This is a genomic window from Paenibacillus vietnamensis (assembly GCF_020169515.1).
GTDB lineage: Bacteria > Bacillota > Bacilli > Paenibacillales > Paenibacillaceae > Pristimantibacillus > Pristimantibacillus vietnamensis.
The window spans coordinates 364,251-378,001 of the sequence record NZ_JAHMHW010000002.1 but is presented as its reverse complement, the minus strand read 5'-3'; the positions used below and the strand labels follow the sequence as shown (position 1 = coordinate 378,001).

The window sequence follows — 13,751 nt, the reverse complement described above, 5'->3', positions numbered from 1 at the left end:
TTCTATTTCATTGCGAAACGAGCTTTTACCGCCTGAGGACGGCACAGCCGTTTACGCTTGAGCGCATGAACGAGCAGAAGGAAGCACGGGAACACAAATACTTGAAGCTCCTCTATCAACTTTCGTCGAGAGGACTCTCACTTCTGCAAGTGGCGAGGTGAATCGGCGACCTCTTGAATATGCACACTGAATATTCTTCCCTTCCTCCCATTGTAGCGTTATAATAAAACAGAACATACATTCGTGTTGCGGATGAGGGAGGAGGTGAAGTCATGTCAGATGCAACACTCCTATACAGATCCTATCAAGTGTGGGTCAAACCGGGCCATCGGTTGTTTGCCTACTTGGATGAAGCGTGTCAGAACGCCAAAAATCTGTACAACACCACGAACTTTTACATTCGGTAGCGTTCCCGTCCGTTTGAGCTTCCTTCGCAGGAGCGGCCCTTTCTCTCCTACCCCTTCCTGGACGCATTGTTCAAAGTGATGGGGCAAACCGATTATCGCGCACTTCCCGCACAGAGCAGTCAAGGCGTTATGATGGTGGTATTCCAAAACTGGAAAGCGTTCTTCGCCAGCATAAAGGATTACCGCAAACATCCGGAGAAGTACACCGGAAAGCCCCGTATTCCGGGATATGCTCGGGGCAAAGCAAAAGAAGTTGTGTTCTCCAATCAGGATTGCGTCATCAAAGGAGGGAAGTTTCTCAAGCTTCCCAAAACCAAACTGCAGCTTAACATCGGCAAGCTAGGTCGTATCGACGGCCAGTTGATGCAGGTGCGCGTCGTGCCCAGCCATGGACATTACGTCGTCGAAATGGTCTTCGCTTGTCCGACAGTAAAGAAAGAAGCGCCGAAAGAACATGTGCTGGACGTCAATCATTCTGATTTTCTCATGGCAATTGATTTGGGCATCGACAATCTTGCAACCATCGTCACGACAACCGGTTCGAAACCGTTGATTGTAAAGTGCAAGATTGTCAAAGCGATTAATCAGTACTACAACAAGATGAAAGCGCACTACACCGGGATTCTTCGTCAAGGCATGGAACCGTGGGAAGGCGTACATACGTCCAAACGATTGGAACGCCTGCATCTAAAGCGTCATCGCCGGATCCAGGATGCATACCCGAGCAGTCGACGGAGTCGACGACCAGGGATATGACGAAGGAGGTCCATGCCTATTCTCAGGCAAGCGAATCTGCCGCGGATTGTATCAGAGTGCGACAGGTCTGATTCATGCTGATGTGAACGGCGCGGCGAACATTATGCGCAAAGTATTTCCAAAGGTCTCCATGCAAGGAACCAATGGGATAGGGGGGGGTGGATGGTAACCAGACCATTAACGTGTCAACTCCCCTGGTGTTAAGCATCCTGAAGAAGTTAGGTTGAGACATCAGAAACCCCCACTTCAGCCGAAGCGAGAGCAAAGGTAAGTGGCGGGAGTATTCATTCAATGGAATAACATATAGACAAATTAGCGGTTTCCGCGTAAGCCGAAAGGAAGAGTTCAAGCGTGCTCATAGACTTGACACATGTTATACGTAACGGGCTTCCGGTATTTCCCGGGGACGATGAGACGGTTCTGGCCCATACCCGGCAATTTGACCGCGACTTTTATAACAATCACCAGCTTTCGACGAATATGCATGCCGGTACGCATATTGACGGTCCGATGCATTTGCTGGATGTCCACCGGCCTATTAGCGGCATCCCGCTTGACACCTTCGTGGGAGAGGGCTGCCTGCTGAACGTATGCGGCCAAGAGACGATCGACTATAAGGAAGAATACGAGGAGCTGATCCGCGAGGGGCAAATCGTTATCCTGCATACGGGGCACGGCAAGCGGTTCGGCCAGCCGGGCTACTTTACGGATTACCCGGTGCTGACAGACGCATTCGCCGGGCTGCTGGTCAAGAAACGCGTCAAAATGGTCGGGCTCGACACCCCCTCTCCGGATAAGGAGCCTTACAGCGTCCATAAAACGCTGCTGGGCGGCCAAATTCTCATTATCGAGAATTTGGCCAACGTAGACAAGCTTGCAGACGCCGGAGCCCCCTTCGAAATTATAGCGCTGCCGCTATTGATTGAGGCCGACTCCTCCGTCGCAAGAGTGATTGCGCGAATAAAGGACAGAGCATAATCTCCATCTTAGCAGCAACAAACCTGGTGCCTTTCGGTGCCGGGTTTGTTGTTTTTTTATTAAAAAGTGTAGGATATTATAGGTTTACGTAGTTTTTCTGTAGGATTTATGTAAGTTTATCTAACTCATATCTAACAATTTCAATCGCATGAGCCGGAAAGGAGGGGGCCTATGATTTCATTTCGTCAGGTGGAGAAGCATTACGGGGATTTTCATGTACTGAAGGATATTCATCTGCAGATCGGTCAAGGGGAAGTCGTCGTTATCGTGGGACCGTCCGGTTCCGGCAAAAGCACGATGCTTCGCTGCATCAACCGTCTGGAAACGATCACGAGCGGCGAGCTCATCGTGAGCGGTCAAGCGGTTAATGACAAGAAGACGAATATTAACCGGCTTAGACGAAATATCGGAATGGTGTTCCAGCACTTCAATTTGTATCCGCACATGAAGGTTATCGACAACATCACTTTAGCTCCCAGGAAGGTGCTTGGCCAGACGAAACAGGAAGCCGAGCAGACCGCGATGTATTTTTTGGAGAAGGTCGGGATTGAGGATAAGGCGAACCAATATCCTTCCCAGCTGTCGGGCGGGCAGCAGCAGCGCGTCGCCATAGCGAGAGGGCTGGCGATGAAGCCGCAGGTCATGCTGTTCGACGAACCGACGTCCGCTCTCGATCCCGAAATGGTCGGCGAGGTGCTGGATGTGATGAAGGCGCTCGCCGGCGAGGGGATGACGATGGTCGTCGTTACGCATGAGATGGGCTTTGCGCGGGAGGTCGCCGACCGGGTCGTGTTCATGGACCAGGGCCGGATTGTCGAGGAAGCGAGGCCGGGCGAATTTTTTTCCAACCCGCGCGAGGAGCGGGCGCGCCTATTTTTGAACCGGGTATTAAATCACTAACATAAAAAGGGGAGATTCGAATGATGACGAGAAAATGGCTGGCCGTTGCGTTTATGGTATTGGTAATGTCGGTATCCGTCATGACCGGATGCGGAAACGAGAAAGGCGGCAATACGCCCGGAGCTTCGGACGGAAACCCGGATGCGGGTGCGGAAGAAACGCTGCTGGATACGATTAAAAGCAGAGGCAAGCTGATCGTGGGGGTCAAATACGATACGAAACTGTTCGGCCTGAAAAATCCCGCGAACAATGAAGTAGAAGGCTTCGATGTCGATATCGCGAAGGCGCTTGCGAAGTCCATTCTGGGAGACGAGACCAAGATCGAGCTGAAGGAGGTCACTTCGAAAACCCGGATCCCAATGCTGGATAACAACGAAATCGATCTGATCGTTGCGACGATGACCATTACGGAGGAGCGGAAGGAGCAGGTCGATTTCTCCGAGGTATATTTTAAAGCAGGCCAGTCTTTGCTCGTCAAGAAGGGAAGCGCGATTAAAGGCATCGACGACGTAAAGAAAGGTACGAAGGTGCTTGCTGTTAAGGGCTCCACGTCCGTTGACAACATCATCGAAAGAGCGCCGGACGCAAATGTACTCGAATTTGATAACTATCAGGATGCCTTCTCCGCGCTTAAAGCGGGTCAAGGGGATGTGCTCACAACGGATAACGCGATTTTGTACGGCATGATGGCGCAAGATCCCGGATATGAAGTGGTTGGGGAGCCGTTCACCGACGAACCGTACGGCATAGCGATCAAGAAAGGCGAAACGGAGCTCGTGGATGCCGTTAATGCCGGACTTGCGGCGATGAAGGAGAGCGGAGAATACAACGAAATTTATAAGCAATGGATCGGTGAGGAGCCTGCCGAATAACGGATCAGCTCCAGCATAGACGGGTGGCCGCGGCCACCCGCTTCTTTCTAAGGGCAAGGAGGGCTGACGATGCCGGATTTCTCGGTATTAACCGATTACTTTGACGTCTATATGGAAGGTTTTCTGAACACGATTTACGCGAGTGTCATTGCGCTGATTGCCAGCTTTCTGCTGGGGACGGTCATCGCGGTATTCCGCATTTCGTCCGTCAGGCCGCTCAGGTGGGTCGGGACGGTATATGTCGAATTTATCCGCAACATCCCGCTGCTGCTCGTGGTCTATATTTTTTTCCTGGGCTTGCCTTTGCTCGGTATTACATTAAACGGGTTCGTTTGCGGAACGATCGGGCTTACGGTATACACCGCCGCTTTTATCGCGGAGGCGATCCGCGCGGGGATTATGTCCGTGCCCAAGGGCCAGACGGAGGCGGCGCTGTCGTCCGGCTTAACGTATGTGCAGGCGATGAGGTATGTCGTTCTCCCGCAAGCAGTCAAAATTGTCATTCCTCCGCTTAGCAACCAGTTTCTCAACCTGGTCAAAAATTCGTCGGTGCTCAGCGTCATTGCCGGCCTGGACTTGATGTATTTCGGCGACAAAGTTGCGAGCGATACGTACGCCACCATTGATACATATCTGTTTGTCGCCGCTTTTTACCTGGTGCTGACTCTCCCGCTAAGCTTCGCGGCGCATCGGTTGGAACGCAGACTGGCCAAACACGGGTAGAAAGGAGGGGGGCAGATGGACTTTGCGGGCGCTTTTTCCAGCGACAATTTACGGTTCATATTTGAAGGCTTTTATGTGACGCTAAAAGTGGCTTTTCTCTCGATCGTGTTCAGCTTTGTGCTGGGCTCGATCGTCGGGGTGATCCGATATATGAAGGTGCCGGCTTTATCGCAGGCTTTAGGCCTGATTGTAGAGCTGCTTCGCAATTTGCCGCTGCTGCTGCTTATTTTTATGGCCAGGTTCGCCCTGCCGGATGTCGGCATTCAGCTGGGGCCGATGTACGCCGCAATCGTTGCGCTTACCTTATTTGAAGGAGCCATGATTGCAGAGATTGTCCGCAGCGGCTTAAACTCGATCGACAAAGGGCAAATCGAAGCGGCGCGTTCATCGGGGCTCGGCTATATGCGCACGCTCTGGCATATCGTGCTGCCGCAGGGGCTTCGCCGTATGGTGCCGCCGCTCGTCAGCCAATTTATTTCCTTGTTAAAGGACACGTCATTGGCCGTGATCATTGCGCTTCCGGAGCTGATGAACCAGTCGAAAATCGTCATCGGCCAAAATCTTAACTATACGATTCCGGTGCTGCTGTTAGCCGCCGTTCTTTACTTTACGGTCAACTACGCCCTATCGCTCGTTGCGAGAAGGCTGGAGGCCAAAATCGTTTAATCTAGGATAACATAAAGGCCGACTTCCTGAGAGGTCGGCTTTTTCTTTAAACCTATGAAAATATTAGCTCCTTGTTTACAATAAGGGTAACGGGGAGGGGATGAGATGCGCAGCGGCAAAACTTACGCCTTGATACATATACTTCTGGCAGCAGTTGTAACGGCTGTTGCAGGCGAATTCAAAATCACGCCCTTTAGCGGAGAGGTATTCCGGATCGGCCTCGGAAGCAGCGCCTTTTTGCTGTTCCTGCTGTTAATGCGGCAGCTGCCCTATGTGTACACGGGAATAGTGACGGGGGTGACGGTGCTTGTTTTTCGGACGGCCATCGGCGGATTTTCGGACTACGATACGTTTTCTCTATTTGCAAGCCTGAAAACTCACTTGCCGGCGGCGATTTATTACATCGTTTTCGCTGTCGGCATGAAGCTGCTTCAAGGGAGGCTGCCGGATCGTCATCCGCTGCTGCTGGCGCTATGCGTGTCGCTGACCGATTTTGTGTCCAACGAAATCGAACTGTTCGCCCGCAGTATGCTATTCGACATTGCCTATCTTTATAAAGGGCAGCTTCTATGGATCGGCGCAGCCTCCGTCGTCCGCAGCCTGTTTGTCGTCGGCTTGTTCAGCAGCATCGTCATTAGCCGAATGCGGGCCGTTCACAACGAGCAGCAAAAAAGGATGGAGCAAATGCTGAATGTCGGCTCGGGCTTGTACGGGGAAGTTTTTTATTTGAAAAAATCGATGGATACGATGGAGAAGCTGACCGCCAAAAGCTATGAGCTGTACAGAAGGCTGAGCGCCGCCGCGGAAAAGGACGTCAGCCGGTCCGTGCTGGAAATGACGCAGCAGATCCACGAGGTGAAGAAGGACTGCCAGCGCATTTTATCCGGCTTGCTCAAGCTGTATAACCGGGAGACAACATCCGATATGACCCTTGCGGAAATCGTGGATTTTGTTCTCCATTCGAATGCCGGCTATAGTAAGATGTTAATGAAGGAAATTCATTTTGAAAAAAAGATCGACACCAATTATTCAACGGCCCATTATATGCCGCTGTTAACCGTGCTTAACAATCTGGTTTCGAATGCGGTGGAGGCTATTGAATCGGCAGGAACCGTCCGAATTTTGGTTTATGAAAAGGAGGGTGAAACGGTACTCATCGTTTCCGACACGGGAACGGGAATTGCGGAGGAGAATAAGGAGGTTATTTTTGAACCGGGGTTTACGACTAAATTTAATGAGGAAGGAAGCGCGGCTACCGGAATCGGCTTATCGCATGTCCGCGATATCGTTCAAGCCTCCGGCGGCAAGCTGAGCTTGCGCTGCTCCGGTCATTCCGAGGAAACAACCTTTGTCGTGGCTTTTTCGACCCATACTTTGACCATAGGGGCGTGATGACAGATGCTTTCATTTGGCATTGTGGATGATGATGCGGCAAGCGTACGGATGCTGCAAAATATTATCGAAAAAAGCTGGCTGGGAGAGGTAGTCGTTACGGCGGAAAACGGATGCGAAGGGGAAAAGGCCGTACTGGGAGCCAATCCGGACGTTCTGCTGATTGACCTGCTGATGCCGGATCAGGACGGGATTGAAACGATCACTCAACTTAAGCAAAAAGGCTATGACGGAAAATGCGTGATGATCTCGCAAATCGAAAACAAAGAAATGATAGGCAGAGCCTACCAAGCGGGTATTGAATTTTATATCCGGAAGCCGATTAACCGAATCGAAGTTGAGGCCGTGCTGTCCAAGGTAAACGAGCATTGGAAAGTCGGGCATTATTTGAATGAAATCAAAAATTCCATGGCGAAGCTTATCAGTTTGAATACGGATTTGGGGAGCAGCCGGAGAAGGCAGCCGGTGCGGGAAATCGTTCTGCCCGTCTTTAGGGATTTGGGCATCGTCGGCGAGCTCGGCAGCAGCGACATGATTAAAATGATGGAGCATCTTGTTCAGCATCGTCAAGAGGAGTCGCTTCCTCCTTTAAAGGAGCTGTATGAGGCCGTTGCATGCCCGGAACGCGACCCCGCAAGAGAGGCTAAAGCCGTGGAGCAGCGCGTCCGCCGCGCGGTGATGAGCGCCGCTGCCAACCTCGCCAGCATGGGGCTCGCAGATTACGGCAATCCGAAATTCGAGCATTATGCTCCGCTTTATTTTGACTTCCAGGACATCCGGTTGAAAATGAAGGAGATCGACGAGAAGCTGCAGCCGGGGAAAGGGAAGGTTAATATTAAAAAGTTTCTTCAGGTGCTCTATTTGGAAGTGCTGGATCATCGGAGGCAAGCGGATTAAAAACTTTTTTTAAACTGCAATAGTCCTGCGGAAGTGAAGTTGACAATCGTCGCCCTGTGAGAGCAAAATGAAAGAAATGGAAAGAGAGAGAGGCGTTGCTAGTGTCTACATTGATAGATCGAGTGAAACGGATGGCTGGCGGATTCGATAAACAGACGCTGAAGTCGATCGAGATTAACCCGCTCGTTATCGAAGCGGGTGCGATCCATGGGGTCGCTCCTTACGTGCGGGATAAGGGGTATACGAGAGTCCTCGTTGCCGCTGATGCCGTTACATATGACATTGCGGGCCGGACGCTTGAAGAGGAGCTTGCGGCGCTCGGAATTACGGTGCAGGTCACGCTAATCAAGCCGGACCGGCAGGGGGATGTGATCGCCGACGAAGCTTCCATCGTGCAGCTGCTGCTCGATATTCAGGCGCGCGATGCGGAGGTCGTTGTTGCGGCGGGCTCGGGCACCATTCATGACATATCCCGATATGCGGCTTATACGTCGCACATTCCGTTTGTTTCCGTTCCGACCGCACCATCGGTAGACGGCTTTAACTCGAAGGGCGCTCCTATCATTATCCGCGGCGAGAAGAAAACGATCGCCGCCATCGGGCCCGATGCGCTGTTCGCGGATTTGGACATTTTGTCGGCCGCGCCTGCCCGCCTTGTAGCTGCCGGCTTCGGCGACATGCTCGGCAAATATACGTCCTTGCTCGACTGGAGCTTCGGCGCCGCCGAGGGCGGGGAGCCCTATTCGCCGGAGGTGGCGGAAATTACGCGTATGGCGCTGAACAAATGCGTGGAGCATGCGGAGCGGATTGCGGCCCGCGACCAGGACGGCATCCGCGTATTGATTGAGGCGCTGATCGAGTCGGGACTCGCGATGCTGCTGTTCGGCCAGTCGCATTCGGCTTCGGGAGCGGAGCATCACCTCTCCCATTACTGGGAGATGGAATACATCCGCCTCGGCAAGCGGCAGCTGCTGCACGGCGCTAAAGTCGGCGTGGCCTGCGCGGAAATTTCCAAGCTGTATCACCGGCTGGCGGAGTCGGACGGGGGCCTTGCTTTTGCCTCGGAGCCGGACAAGCTGCGAAGCGCAATAACGGCTCTGCCGGACGAGAAGCAGATCCGCGGCTGGCTGCGCCAGGTAGGCGGACCTTCCACAACCGGCGAGCTGGGCGTCGATGAGGAGCTGTTGAGACGAAGCCTGCAGGAAGCGCATCACGTCAGGCCGAACCGTTATACGGTGCTTAAGGCGTTTAATTCGCAATAATGCTATTTTTATAGAAAACGAGACTGTCTGCAGATGCGGGCGGTCTCTTTTTTTTTCGAAATATAAGAATTTATAAGCTTGAACGCATAAATGACTCCTATTTCATCGCGAAACGAGCTTTTACCGCCAGAGGACGGCAAAGCCGTTTACGCTTGTCTGATATGGAATTCCGGCTGCTGCTTATATCACTTTAGAAAAACTTATCATGGCTCTTACAGTGAGTAAATAATTTACAACTAAAATAATTGCCATGCCAATAAATCTATTTGGTTAAGAAGGGAGGGTAACTAGAGACGGTTCGATTGAAGGATTCCTGTTGGCATTTCTACCAATATGATAGTTAGAAAGGATTGAAATTAACGAAATGCGGCCTGTCAAAAAACACGCAAAAAAAGTCATGGCGGCTGTTGCGGCAGCAGCCTTGACCGTATCAGGCGTTTTCCCTTCCGTGTCCCTGCATTCGTCCGAACGGGCATATGCGGCGGGAACGGAGACTCCGTACTTGCTCATTACGGAAATCGTATTTAACACGCCTAATGTAAGCGGCGGAGACGTTCCCGCCTGGGAATATATTGAAATTTACAATAACAGCAACAAAACGATTCCGCTTGACCAATATTCGATTTCGTATCAGGATCTAAGCGGAAACCCGGTCCGGGCCTGGACATTCAAGGACGCAAAAACGCTGCAGCCGGGGAAAACGATGGTACTGCGGGCATATGTGGATGACGAGAATGGAACGCTTGGCAAATTCAACGAGGCATATAAGGTGAACCCGCCGCTTACGGAAGCGCAGGAGCTGCTGTTCACCGGATCCGGCAATCTGGAGAACGCCCCGGGCCGAACGGTATCGATCGTTTCGAATACGGGGGAAACGATCGTATCGGCCAAATATAACGAAGGCGGCAGCAATGCGGACGATAAAAACAATACTTCCGTTACATATGCAGTGAACGAGTCCGGCGGCCTGACGATGCGGAAATTGCAATCGAAAACGGTACCGACACCGGGATCGGTGCTGCCCGAGCAGATTCCTTCTTCCGTCGTAGAGCTTCCCGATGACTTTCTGAAGCCGATCATCAGCCATACGCTGCCGATTGGCTCGACGACTCCCGAGGATCTGACGATTTCAGCCGAAGTCCGGGACGATCAGAAGGTGGAGGAAGTAAAGCTTTACTACAAAAAAGCGGAATCCGCCGAATATGCCGTCCTGCCGATGTCCAAAGGAGAAGGCGATTCGTATCAGGCGGTCATTCCGGCCGAAGCGATGCAGGATACCGCGAAGCTTCAATATTATATGGAAGCGTCGGACGGCACCAACGTCAGCCGCTCGCCCGCACAGGTGCCTTATGAAATTCTCGTTTTCGATTCCATCAAACCGATCGATACCGAGCTGCTCATTACCGAGCTGGTGCCCGACAGCAAGGGAGCGGACGCCTATGAATATATTGAGGTCTACAATAACACGAACCGGGCTGTCAATCTAAAAGATTACCAGATCATCTACGAGTTCCGTCACGGAGCTACGACGAAATGGGATATCGACAGGGACCTGACGGTACCATCCAAGGGGACGGCGGTCGTTTGGGTCCAATCGTTGATCAGTAAAGGCAAGCCGGCTTCGGATTTCATCGCCCACTACGGGGCGGGGCTCGCGGAGTCCAGCGTCGTGCCGATCTTCTCGAACGGCATGCCGAATGCCGAAGAGGGCAGAATTCATATTGCCGCCGACGCGGCGAATCCGGTGCATCATGCCGGCGACGTTATTTCGCAGGCCTGGTTCAGCGTCGCGGCGGATGAAGTGAATGACGACGGCACGAGCATCGTTTACGAATATCCGAAGGACGGGACGAACCGGATGTTCAAACGGTCGATTATGCAGCCGGCAACACCGGGCGCTTTGCTGGCCGGACAAGTCCCTGCTGAGCCGGTCAAGCTTCCTGCGGATAAGGCTAAGCCGAACATCAACCATGATGTCTTTACGGAGCCGCAGCCGTTCGGAGATTTGCAGCTGCAGACGAAGGCGAAGGACAATCAAGGCATTAAGCAGGTGCAGCTGCACTACAAGCGGGACGGGGAGTCCGGGTATCATACCGTGAACATGCCGAGCTCCGCAAACGATCCGGACTTGTATATTTCAGATCCGGTCATTAAGGAAACGTTCCTTCATGCGGCGTATATCGATTATTATTTCACGGCAACCGACGGCTTTCAGACGGCATCTACCCTTGATGGCGGCAAAGAGCCTTACAGGCTGGAGTATGCGAAAAACGAGCAAGGACCGTTGTGGTTCAACAATCCGGAGGGAAGCTTCCTGAGCGGCACCCAGGTCATTCAAGGAAATGCCGAAACGCCGGGATCCGCGTTATCGTTGAAGCTTGACGGTCAGGCGGTATCCGTACAGCCTACAATGCCTGAGGACGCATACATCCTGTTCGAAGCGGACGACATGCAGGTTTCGTTCAAAAACGGCCTTTTCGTGAACGGCGAATTGGCGAGCCTGCTGCCGGCGGGCAGCTACTATGAATTGAAGGCGGTCCCGCTGCCGATGCATATGCTGAAGCCTGGCGTGAATACGGTGAAGCTGACGGCGGGCAACGGCCAGTCGCCAACCGGGCTTGACGGCAACAACGACGATTACCGCATTCAAAATGTCCGGATCGCACTCTGGAACGGCGCTTGGCAGGAAATCGCATCGGCCCGCGGCAAGAAGCTGAACGTCGAGGAATTCGTTACGATTCAGCCGGCGGACCGTACGTCGGTCGGAGACAGCGCAAATAATGTCGAGTATGTGGAATATACGATTGACCTGCCGGAATCGCTGTTCCAGGGCGTCTACCATGAGCTGGATACGACGCAGCTGACGGACGGCGAGCATAGCTTCGAGCTATCTTCCGGAGACAGTGCCAAGAAGACGGTTAAGCTGATCGTGGATAATACAGCCCCGTCGGTCGACAACTTGACCATTAAGGAAGGGCAGACCTATCGTGGTGCTATCGAGCTGAATGCAGATGTAACGGACGCCGTTTCCGGCGTAGCATCGGTGGAGGCGACGCTGGACGGAAAAGCCGTTACGCTTCCGTTCACTCAGCAGGCGGCGGAGCTGGCAGCCGGAGAGCATCTATTCCGGATTGAGGCAAAGGACGCTGCAGGGAACGAGAAAGAAGCCGAGGTTCGTTTTAACACGGAAAACGAGCATCCGGATCAGCCATCCGAGCCTAGCCCGGCGGACAATGCTTCGAATGTCGGCCGCAACGCCGATCTAAGCGTAAAGGTGACGGATCCGAACGGCGATCCGATGGATGTGACGTTTTACGAGGCGTACCAATATGATTTCAGCGGGACAAACAGCATCGATGCGTACTCCAATTCCGTCGACCGCGAGCCTCCGCTCGAGCTGGCCCCTGCCGGTGAAACGGCATTCGGCGCCGAGGAGAAGGCCAAGGTGAAGGAAAATGACGGGCAGTATTACGTGACCGATTCCGAAGGGCAGTTCCCGTATCACCGCTTCGACTTTAAGCTGGACAAAGCTCCGGCGGACAGCGACGAAGTGGAGGTCGTATGGGAAGGGCATTCCCTTCCCGACAGGCAGGTTACGATGTATGTCTGGAATTTTGCGAGCGGCAAATGGGAGCCTGTCGATTCGGGCATCGGCGCCGAGGATTTCCAGCTGAAGGCGAAGGTGAATGCCGGAGAGACGGTGCGCGGCAATAAGCTTCATGTCTTGATTCAGGATCTGCTGCCGTCGCCGGACGATGTGGACTTTACTTTTGCCTGGGTCAGCGATACACAGTATTACTCGGATTCCTATCCGGAAATCTACAAAGGCATGATGAATTATATCGCGGAGCAAAAGGAAGAAATGAAAATCGTTTATTCCATTCATACGGGCGACATCGTCGACGATTGGGACCGTCCGGACGAATGGAAGGTGGCGAGCGACAGTATGAAAATTTTGGAGGATGCGAAAATCCCTTACGGGGTAGTCGCGGGCAATCACGACGTACACCATGACGAGGGCGATTATACCGAATACTACAAGTATTTTGGCAGAGACCGGTTCGAAAGTCAGCCGACCTACGGGGGCGACCATAAAAATAACCGCGACCACTACGACCTCGTTTCCTCGCACGGCCAGGATTTTCTGATCATGTATCTCGGGTGGAACATCCAGGAGGATACGATTAAATGGGCGAACGAGGTGCTTGCGAAGCATCCTAACCGGTATGTGATTCTTGCGACGCACGAGTATATTTCGCCAAGCAAAACGTATTCCGGACAAGGCCAGCAGATTTGGACGGATATCGTAGCTCCTAATGACAATGTGTTCATGGTGCTTAGCGGACATTTGCACGGGGTGGCGTACGATGTTAAGCATGTCGGCGGCAGGGCGGTAGTGGAAATGCTGGCGGACTATCAGTCGGGCCGCGAAGGCGGTCAAGGCTATATGAGATTCCTGCAGTTCGATTTGGATAACGATCAGATTCACGTCGATACGTATTCCGCTTATATGGACGACTACAACTATTTCGACGAACCGGGCCTCGATGAGTTCGATATCGATTATCCGGCCCGGGACGCATCGAAGCAGGTGGCTACCGATTACATCGGCTTGAATGTATACACCCGGAACGAAATTGGCACAAGCAAAGATGTCGCGAGCGGTTCAAAAGCGTCGGCGGCCTGGAACGGTCTATCCCTGGATCGGACTTACTATTGGTACGCGGACGCGAAGGATGCGAACGGAGGGCGTGCCGTTTCGGATATTTGGTCGTTTGCGACAGGCATGAATGCGAATGCGAGTTCAGGCAGCGGAAGGAAGGACACCGACAAAGGAGATGACATAAACTAGCCGGACATACATTCGGCGCGGCTAAGGTCATCTATCAACGATAACA

General features: G+C 52.7%; 9 protein-coding genes and 1 pseudogene. All 10 read left to right on the top strand.

The annotated features are described in order from the left end of the window. Positions 1-272: 272 nt before the first annotated feature. The 10 genes and pseudogenes from KP806_RS06805 to KP806_RS06760 all read left to right on the top strand — a co-directional run bounded on the left by KP806_RS06805 (position 273) and on the right by KP806_RS06760 (position 13,705). Positions 273-1,390, top strand: a pseudogene (locus KP806_RS06805) (transposase). Positions 1,391-1,514: 124 nt separating this feature from the next. Continuing rightward, a complete protein-coding gene (locus KP806_RS06800) occupies positions 1,515-2,141 on the top strand; it encodes a cyclase family protein (RefSeq protein WP_224722817.1) in 627 nt (208 codons plus the stop codon). Between the two features lie 171 nt (positions 2,142-2,312). Further along, on the top strand, positions 2,313-3,041 hold the full coding sequence (locus KP806_RS06795) for an amino acid ABC transporter ATP-binding protein (protein WP_224722816.1): 729 nt from the start codon (positions 2,313-2,315) through the stop codon (positions 3,039-3,041). A gap of 20 nt (positions 3,042-3,061) precedes the next feature. After that, complete coding sequence (locus KP806_RS06790) at positions 3,062-3,913, top strand: transporter substrate-binding domain-containing protein (RefSeq protein WP_224722815.1); 852 nt, start codon at positions 3,062-3,064, stop codon at positions 3,911-3,913. 69 nt (positions 3,914-3,982) lie between these two features. Continuing rightward, the gene (locus KP806_RS06785) at positions 3,983-4,636 is read left to right on the top strand and encodes an amino acid ABC transporter permease (RefSeq protein WP_224722814.1); all 654 of its coding nucleotides are present in this window, start codon (positions 3,983-3,985) and stop codon (positions 4,634-4,636) included. Between the two features lie 15 nt (positions 4,637-4,651). Next, a complete protein-coding gene (locus tag KP806_RS06780) occupies positions 4,652-5,302 on the top strand; it encodes an amino acid ABC transporter permease (RefSeq protein WP_224722813.1) in 651 nt (216 codons plus the stop codon). A gap of 105 nt (positions 5,303-5,407) precedes the next feature. Continuing rightward, the gene (locus KP806_RS06775) at positions 5,408-6,694 is read left to right on the top strand and encodes a sensor histidine kinase (RefSeq protein ID WP_224722812.1); all 1,287 of its coding nucleotides are present in this window, start codon (positions 5,408-5,410) and stop codon (positions 6,692-6,694) included. A 6-nt stretch (positions 6,695-6,700) separates the two neighbouring features. Then, entirely contained in the window at positions 6,701-7,591 is an 891-nt protein-coding gene (locus KP806_RS06770) for a response regulator (RefSeq protein ID WP_224722811.1), read from the top strand. A gap of 101 nt (positions 7,592-7,692) precedes the next feature. Next, positions 7,693-8,853 carry a sn-glycerol-1-phosphate dehydrogenase gene (locus KP806_RS06765; protein WP_224722810.1) on the top strand — a complete coding sequence of 387 codons (1,161 nt, stop codon included), beginning with the start codon at positions 7,693-7,695 and terminating at the stop codon, positions 8,851-8,853. 364 nt (positions 8,854-9,217) lie between these two features. Continuing rightward, a complete protein-coding gene (locus KP806_RS06760) occupies positions 9,218-13,705 on the top strand; it encodes a lamin tail domain-containing protein (protein WP_224722809.1) in 4,488 nt (1,495 codons plus the stop codon). The last annotated feature ends 46 nt before the right edge of the window (positions 13,706-13,751 follow it).

What these genes read in the sequence shown, in the direction of transcription:
- KP806_RS06795 (WP_224722816.1), top strand. Translation starts at nt 2,313, where the DNA reads ATGATTTCATTTCGTCAGGTGGAGAAGCATTACGGGGATTTTCATGTA.
- KP806_RS06780 (WP_224722813.1), top strand. Translation starts at nt 4,652, where the DNA reads ATGGACTTTGCGGGCGCTTTTTCCAGCGACAATTTACGGTTCATATTT.
- KP806_RS06760 (WP_224722809.1), top strand. Translation starts at nt 9,218, where the DNA reads ATGCGGCCTGTCAAAAAACACGCAAAAAAAGTCATGGCGGCTGTTGCG.
- KP806_RS06790 (WP_224722815.1), top strand. Translation starts at nt 3,062, where the DNA reads ATGATGACGAGAAAATGGCTGGCCGTTGCGTTTATGGTATTGGTAATG.
- KP806_RS06775 (WP_224722812.1), top strand. Translation starts at nt 5,408, where the DNA reads ATGCGCAGCGGCAAAACTTACGCCTTGATACATATACTTCTGGCAGCA.
- KP806_RS06770 (WP_224722811.1), top strand. Translation starts at nt 6,701, where the DNA reads ATGCTTTCATTTGGCATTGTGGATGATGATGCGGCAAGCGTACGGATG.
- KP806_RS06785 (WP_224722814.1), top strand. Translation starts at nt 3,983, where the DNA reads ATGCCGGATTTCTCGGTATTAACCGATTACTTTGACGTCTATATGGAA.